Annotated in this window: 6 protein-coding genes; 1 reads left to right on the top strand and 5 read right to left on the bottom strand. The window is 74.5% G+C overall.

Annotation, left to right across the window (positions count from 1 at the left end):
- Nucleotides 1-141: 141 nt before the first annotated feature.
- From ACZ7H1_RS23740 to ACZ7H1_RS23720, 5 genes are read right to left on the bottom strand one after another with little or no spacing between them, the layout of a single operon-like run.
- A complete protein-coding gene (locus tag ACZ7H1_RS23740) occupies nt 142-1,452 on the bottom strand; it encodes a DUF58 domain-containing protein (protein WP_470789376.1) in 1,311 nt (436 codons plus the stop codon).
- Nucleotides 1,452-2,444, bottom strand: coding sequence for an AAA family ATPase (locus tag ACZ7H1_RS23735; RefSeq protein WP_470789375.1), 993 nt, complete (start codon nt 2,442-2,444; stop codon nt 1,452-1,454). The genes ACZ7H1_RS23740 and ACZ7H1_RS23735 overlap by 1 nt, the downstream gene beginning before the upstream one ends.
- Entirely contained in the window at nt 2,441-3,703 is a 1,263-nt protein-coding gene (locus tag ACZ7H1_RS23730; RefSeq protein ID WP_470789374.1) for a DUF4350 domain-containing protein, read from the bottom strand. Before ACZ7H1_RS23730 ends, ACZ7H1_RS23735 begins: the two co-directional genes overlap by 4 nt.
- On the bottom strand, nt 3,700-4,368 hold the full coding sequence (locus tag ACZ7H1_RS23725; RefSeq protein ID WP_470789373.1) for a DUF4129 domain-containing protein: 669 nt from the start codon (nt 4,366-4,368) through the stop codon (nt 3,700-3,702). Before ACZ7H1_RS23725 ends, ACZ7H1_RS23730 begins: the two co-directional genes overlap by 4 nt.
- A 25-nt stretch (nt 4,369-4,393) precedes the next feature.
- On the bottom strand, nt 4,394-5,695 hold the full coding sequence (locus ACZ7H1_RS23720; protein WP_470789372.1) for a glycerophosphoryl diester phosphodiesterase membrane domain-containing protein: 1,302 nt from the start codon (nt 5,693-5,695) through the stop codon (nt 4,394-4,396).
- Nucleotides 5,696-5,938: 243 nt separating this feature from the next.
- Between ACZ7H1_RS23720 and mtrA the strand changes: the two genes are divergently transcribed.
- Nucleotides 5,939-6,628, top strand: coding sequence for a two-component system response regulator MtrA (mtrA, locus tag ACZ7H1_RS23715; RefSeq protein ID WP_470789370.1), 690 nt, complete (start codon nt 5,939-5,941; stop codon nt 6,626-6,628).
- Nucleotides 6,629-6,637 lie beyond the last annotated feature (9 nt).

The following is a 6,637-nucleotide window of genomic DNA, read 5'->3' as shown; positions in this document are numbered from 1 at the left end:
TACTGCAGGGGGGACCCTGTGGGAGAGTAGGACGCCGCCGAACAATCATTGTGGGAAAGCCCCGCACCTTATGGTGCGGGGCTTTTCTGCGTTCACATGGAGAAGGGCCCCCGGAAGGGGGCCCTCTTTTGTTTTCGGGGGTCAGAGGCGGCCGGCGGACTTGAGGGCGAGGTAAGCGTCGGCCAGGGCGGGGGCCAGCTGGTCGGGGGTGGCGTCCACGACGGTGACGCCGTGGCGGGCCAGCTGGTCGGCCGTACGGCGGCGCTGGTCCTGGGCATGGACGCCGGCCGCGGCGTCGTACACGGCCTCGACGGAGCCGCGGGAGGCCGCCATCTGCTCGATATGCGGATCGGCCACGGAGGCCAGCAGCACCGTGTGGCGCTGGGTGAGCTGGGGCAGCACCGGGAGTAGGCCCTCCTCGATCGGGGCCGCGTCGAGGCTGGTGAGGAGGACGACCAGGGAGCGGCGCGGGGCGCTGCTCAGGATCGTGGAGACCATGGTGCGGGCGTCCGTCTCGACCAGCTCGGGTTCCAGCGGGGCCATGGCGTGGACCAGGGCGGGCAGGAGATCGCCCGCGGCGCGGCCCTGGACCAGGGCGCGGGTGCGCCGGTCGTGGGCCAGCAGGTCGACGCGGTCGCCCGCGCGCGAGGCGAGGGTGGCCAGGAGGAGAGCCGCGTCCATGGAGGAGTCCAGGCGCGGGGCGTCCCCGACCCGGCCGGCCGACGTACGGCCGGTGTCCAGGCAGATGAGGATGTGCCGGTCGCGTTCCGGGCGCCAGGTGCGGACGGCGACCTGCTGCTGGCGGGCGGTGGCCCGCCAGTCGATGGAGCGGGTGTCGTCGCCCGGCACGTAGTCGCGGAGGCTGTCGAACTCGGTGCCCTCACCGCGGGTCAGGACGCTGGTGCGGCCGTCCAGTTCGCGCAGCCGCGCCAGCTTGGACGGCAGGTGCTTGCGGCTGGTGAACGGCGGCAGGACGCGCACGGTCCAGGGGACGAGGTGGCTGCCCTGGCGGGAGAGCAGGCCGAGGGGGCCGTAGGAGCGGATCGTCACGCGGGCGGCCTCGCGGTCGCCGCGGCGGGTGGGACGCAGCCGGGTGGTGACGCGGCGGCGCTCGCCCGCGGGGACGGTGAGCCGGTGCCGGGAGGCTTCGGTTTCCGTGCCGGGCACCCAGCTGCTGGGAGGCCACGCGTCGCGGAAGCGGGCCCGCAGGGGGCGCCGGCTGCTGTTGGTGACCGTCAGGTGGACCTCGGCGGACTCGCCGAGGCGTACGGAGGTGTCGCCGGAGCGGGCCAGCCGGAGGGTGCGGACCGGGGCGGCCAGCGCGTAGTCGCAGGCGCACGCCAGGGCCAGGGGGCCGTTGACGGCGAGGATGCCGGTCCAGCTGGGTTCCAGCAGGCCGACGGGCAGGGTGCCGAGGGCCGCCAGCAGGGCGGCGCGTCCGGTGAGTGCCATCAGCGGGGTACGGGGACGTGGGTCAGGATCGCGTTGATGACCGAGTCCGCGGTGACGCCTTCCATCTCGGCCTCGGGGCGCAGCTGGATGCGGTGGCGCAGGGTCGGCAGGGCGAGGGCCTTGACGTCGTCGGGGATGACGTAGTCGCGGCCCGTCAGCCAGGCCCAGGCGCGGGCCGTGGACAGCAGGGCGGTGGCGCCGCGCGGGGAAACGCCCAGGGTGAGCGAGGGCGATTCGCGGGTGGCGCGGCAGATGTCGACGACGTAGCCGGTGATCTCGGGGGAGACGGCGGTCTTGGCGACGGCCTGGCGGGCGGCCTCGAGGTCGGCGGGGCCGGCGACCGGGCGTACTCCGGCGGCGCGGAGGTCGCGGGGGTTGAAGCCGGAGGCGTGCCGGGTGAGGACGTCGATCTCGTCCTGGCGGGAGGGCAGCGGGACGGTCAGCTTCAGCAGGAAGCGGTCCAGCTGGGCTTCCGGGAGGGGGTACGTGCCCTCGTACTCGACCGGGTTCTGGGTGGCGGCGACGAGGAAGGGGTCCGGGAGCGGGCGCGGGGTGCCGTCGACGGTGACCTGGCGCTCCTCCATGGCCTCGAGGAGCGAGGACTGGGTTTTGGGCGGGGTCCGGTTGATCTCGTCCGCGAGGAGGAGGTTGGTGAAGACCGGGCCCTCCTGGAAGGAGAACTCGGCGGTGCGGGCGTCGTAGACGAGGGAGCCGGTGACGTCGCTCGGCATGAGGTCCGGGGTGAACTGGACGCGCTTGGTGTCCAGGTCGAGGGAGGCCGCCAGGGTGCGGACCAAGAGGGTCTTCGCGACGCCGGGGACGCCTTCGAGGAGGACGTGGCCGCGGCAGAGGAGGGCGACGACGAGCCCGGTGACGGCGGGGTCCTGGCCGACAACGGCCTTTCCGATCTCGGCGCGGAGGGCTTCCAGGGCGGCGCGTGCGCCGTCCGCGTCGGCTGCCTGGTCTGCCTGGCCGGTGGGCGGGACCGTCATGACGTACGGACCTCTCTTTCGAGGGCGTCGAGGTGGTCGGCGAGCGCGACGAGTGCCGCGTCGTCGGCGGGCGTGGTGCCGAAGAGGAGGGCGCCTGCGTCCCGGCTGCCCTGGGGGAGCCGGGCGGAGACCGCGGGCAGCAGGGCGGCCGGGTCGTGGGCGTGGGCCGCGGGGACGCCGAGCAGGGCGGCGAGGCGGGTGCGGGAGGCCGTACGCAGGACGGTGGCGGCGCGGTCGCGGGCGCCGGCCGCCCGGTAGAGGCGGGCGCGGCCCTCGGTGGTCTCGGAGGCGCGGATCGCGACGGGCAGCTTCTCGGTGACGAGGGGGCCGAGCCGGCGGGCGCGCCACAGGGCGGCGAGGGCGGCGGCTACCGCGAGCTGGAGCAGGGCCCAGGACCAGCCGTCGGGGACGAGGTCGAGGAAGGAGAGCTCGGGCTCGGTGCCGTCGGTGAGGGCCGGGTCGGCGAGGGAGGGGAGGTACCAGACGAGCCGGGGGCGGGAGCCGAGGAGCTGGAGGGCGAGGGAGGCGTTGCCCTCCTCGGCGAGGCGTTCGTTCGTCAGGAGGGAGTCGGCGCCGAGCAGGACGGTCTCGCCGGTGCCGCGGGCGGGCAGGGTGAGCAGCGTCGGGATGCCGTCGCTGGGGTAGCAGCCGGTGGCGCCGGGGAGCCGGGTGGCGTAGCGGATGCCGCCGGTTTCCGCGCGGCCCGCGGAGACGGCGGCGGGGAGGGTGCAGGCGGGGCTGAGCACGTCGTCGCCGGTCGGGGGCTCGGCCGTGACTCCGGGGGCCAGGGAGCCCAGGGACCCGGGGGTCGGGGCGAGGAGGACCGTACGGCCGCCGGAGAGGTCCATGGCGGCCTTGAGGGCGGCGCGCTGGCTCTCGCCGAGCAGGTCGGGGGTGGTGACGAGGAGCGTGGCGTCGGGGGCGGCGGCCGCGGCGGCCTCGGCGGACGTGGTCACGACGCGGGTGGTGACGCCCTGCCGGGCGAGCAGCTCGGCGACGGCACGGCTGCCCGGGCGGTCGGCGGAGCGGGGGTCGAGGCGGCCGTGTTCGCCGCCGGAGTTGAAGGCGGCGAGGGCGACGCCCGCGATGAGCAGGACGGCGAGGGCGAGGAGCAGGCCGCGGGCGCCGCGCCAGAGCTGGCGGGCGCTGCGCGCGGTGGAGGTGACGGCCTTGCCCGTGTCGGCGCCGCTGCCGGTTCCGGCGGCCGTGCCGGGTGCGGGGGTGCTCGTGGGCGTCGCGGGGGCGCTGGGGCCGGTCACAGGGGGGCTCCCGGGGCGGTGGTGAGGAGCGGGGTCGTGCGTTCCAGGGCCGCGTCGAGCTCGCGCAGCCGTGCGTACGCCCGGTCGTCGCCGGTGCGGCCGCCGTACGTGACGTCGTCGAACAGGCGGGCGGCCGCGTGCAGCTCCGCGCTGTGGCCGGGCAGGGAGCGGGCGGCCTCGGCGGCGGCCTCGTCGGCGGTGCGGCCGGGGCGCGGGTCGAGCAGGGTGCGTTCTTCGAGGGAGCGGACCAGGCCGCGCATGCGTTCCTGGACGGCCTCGGTCCAGCGGCCGCCGGCCGCGTGCTCCTCGGCCGCGGCGCGGTGTTCGGCGGCGGTGCGCGGGCGGTCGCCGAAGAGGGCTTCCGCGGCGGTGGCGACGCGGCGGGGGGTGCCGAGCCGCCACCACAGGGCGGCGATGAGGAGGACGGCCGTGACGACGATCGCGACGAGGCCCAGCGCGCCTCCGGGGGAGGCCGCGGAGGCGGCGCCGAGCAGGTCCCCCACCCACTCCCAGAAGGCGTTCAGAGCCTGCTGGACGAGGCTGGGGTCGTTCTCGTGGTACATCGGCCTGGACAGCTCGCGCTCCGCCGCCTCGCGGGCGGGTACGCGAGGTGTCGTCACCGGTGGTTCGGTCGCGCCGGACAGCAGCGCTGTCGTACGCACCATGAGTCCCCCCGTCACGGTCACCCCATCAGGCCCCGGCTGGGGCGCCCGGCTGGGCGGGTCCGCCGTAGTTCTGGAGGCCGGCCGCTCGGGCGAGCTCCAGGTCCAGGGCCTCGCGCCGGATGCGCTGGTCGATGTAGAGCAGGACGGTCACGCCGGCGTTGATCGGCATGGTGATCGTCAGGGCGATGACCGCGCCGATGGCGGAGATGATCAGGAAGGCCCAGCCGAAGCCGCCGGTGCCGTTCATGAAGCCGGACATGCCGCCGTCGCTGAACGCCATGCCCGCGAACGTGAACGGCAGCACGACGATGCCGGCCACGATGCTGGTGAGGATCTGCGTGAGCAGAGTGATCCCGAAGACCCGCCACCACGAGCCGCGGACCAGCTTCGAGGAGCGTCCCAGCGCCTTGAAGACGGTCTGCTTCTCGAGCATCAGCGCGGGGGAGGCGAGGGCGAAGCGCACCCACAGCCAGGCGGCGAAGAGGAGGGCGACGACGAAGCCGAGGACGCCGACGGGCCAGTTCCGGGCGAGGAGGCCGGGCAGGAGGCCCACGGTGAAGATCGCGACGAACAGGACCATCAGCAGCAGCGTCAGCCCGGTGAGCTTGAGCAGCTGGGGACGGGCCTCGCGCCAGACCGGGCCGATCGCCGACGGCTGGCCGAGCACGGCCCGGCTGAAGACCATGGTCAGGGTGGCCGTCGCGATGATCGTGCCGATCAGCGTGATCACCTGGGCCACACCGCTGCCCGCCAGGCTGGCGGCCATCTGGTCGGCGACCGCGGCTACGTCGTCGGGGTCCGAGGCGGGCGCGCCGAGGTCCTCGAAGGCGAAGCCCTGGACCAGGGTGATCGCGAGCTGGGTGATCACGGCGAAGGCGAGGGTGATGCCGAGGACCGTACGCCAGTGCTCGCGCATGGTGGTGACGGCGCCGTCGAGGATCTCGCCGACGGCGAGCGGGCGCAGCGGGATCACGCCGGGCTTGGCCGCCGGGGGCCTGCCCCAGCCGGGCCCGGGGCCGGGTACGCCGCCCCAGCCGGGCTGCGGGGCGCCGGGGCCCGGGTACGGGTTGCCCCAGCCCTGGCCGGGCTGCGGGGCGGGTCCTCCGGGGACGGGACCGGGCGCGGTTCCTCCGGGTCCGGGGGCGGTCCACTGGCCGGGCGGCGGCTGCTCCTTCGACCACTTCGAGCCGGCCGCGGGCGCTGCGGGCGTCCCGGCCGGGTCGGCGGACGGGGTACCGTCCGCACCGTGGGGTGCTGCTGCCGCGTCGGGCCGATCGCCGTCGGACGGGGAGGATCCGGGCGAAGCCCAGCCCGGAGAGTCGTTCATCGTCGCTCCTTCACGTGCCCGTACGGGGGCGGGGCGCTGGTCGGCTGCCATCGTGCCATGCGTGCTCCGCGCGTGGACCGGCCCCTGCAGGCCCTTCCGTCACCCTGTTCCTCCGGGCACCTTCTATTGTCTCCGGTCGACGGGGCAGACTGGGGGGCCGGATCACCCCCGGGGGACCAGGACCGGAACGTCGGCCGTCCCGCTGTGTGAATGCTCACCGCCAGGTAACGATTAGCTAATGGGATGATGTCAACCATGAAGGGACGCGTCCTTGTCGTCGACGACGACACCGCGCTGGCCGAGATGCTCGGCATTGTGCTGCGTGGAGAAGGTTTTGAACCGTCGTTCGTAGCGGACGGCGACAAGGCACTGGCGGCTTTCCGCGAGGCCAAGCCCGACCTCGTGCTGCTGGACCTCATGCTGCCCGGACGGGACGGCATAGAGGTCTGCCGGCTGATCCGCGCCGAGTCCGGTGTGCCGATCGTGATGCTCACGGCCAAGAGCGACACCGTCGACGTCGTGGTCGGCCTGGAGTCCGGGGCCGACGACTACATCGTCAAGCCGTTCAAGCCCAAGGAGCTGGTCGCCCGTATCCGTGCGCGGCTGCGCCGCTCCGAGGAGCCGGCGCCCGAGCAGCTGACGATCGGCGACCTGCTCATCGACGTCGCCGGGCACTCGGTGAAGCGGGACGGGACGGCCATCGCGCTGACCCCGCTGGAGTTCGACCTGCTGGTCGCGCTCGCCCGCAAGCCGTGGCAGGTCTTCACCCGCGAGGTGCTCCTCGAGCAGGTCTGGGGCTACCGGCACGCGGCGGACACCCGCCTGGTCAACGTGCACGTGCAGCGGCTCCGCTCCAAGGTCGAGAAGGACCCCGAGCGCCCCGAGATCGTCGTGACGGTCCGCGGCGTCGGCTACAAGGCCGGACCGAGCTGACGTGTCTTC

Source organism: Streptomyces sp. NPDC037401 (assembly GCF_055602345.1).
This window is presented reverse-complemented; position numbering and strand designations above follow the sequence as displayed.

Coding starts and splice junctions, on each gene's coding strand:
- ACZ7H1_RS23740 (WP_470789376.1), bottom strand. CDS start 1,452: ATGGCACTCACCGGACGCGCCGCCCTGCTGGCGGCCCTCGGCACCCTG.
- ACZ7H1_RS23720 (WP_470789372.1), bottom strand. CDS start 5,695: ATGAACGACTCTCCGGGCTGGGCTTCGCCCGGATCCTCCCCGTCCGAC.
- ACZ7H1_RS23725 (WP_470789373.1), bottom strand. CDS start 4,368: ATGGTGCGTACGACAGCGCTGCTGTCCGGCGCGACCGAACCACCGGTG.
- mtrA (WP_470789370.1), top strand. CDS start 5,939: ATGATGTCAACCATGAAGGGACGCGTCCTTGTCGTCGACGACGACACC.
- ACZ7H1_RS23735 (WP_470789375.1), bottom strand. CDS start 2,444: ATGACGGTCCCGCCCACCGGCCAGGCAGACCAGGCAGCCGACGCGGAC.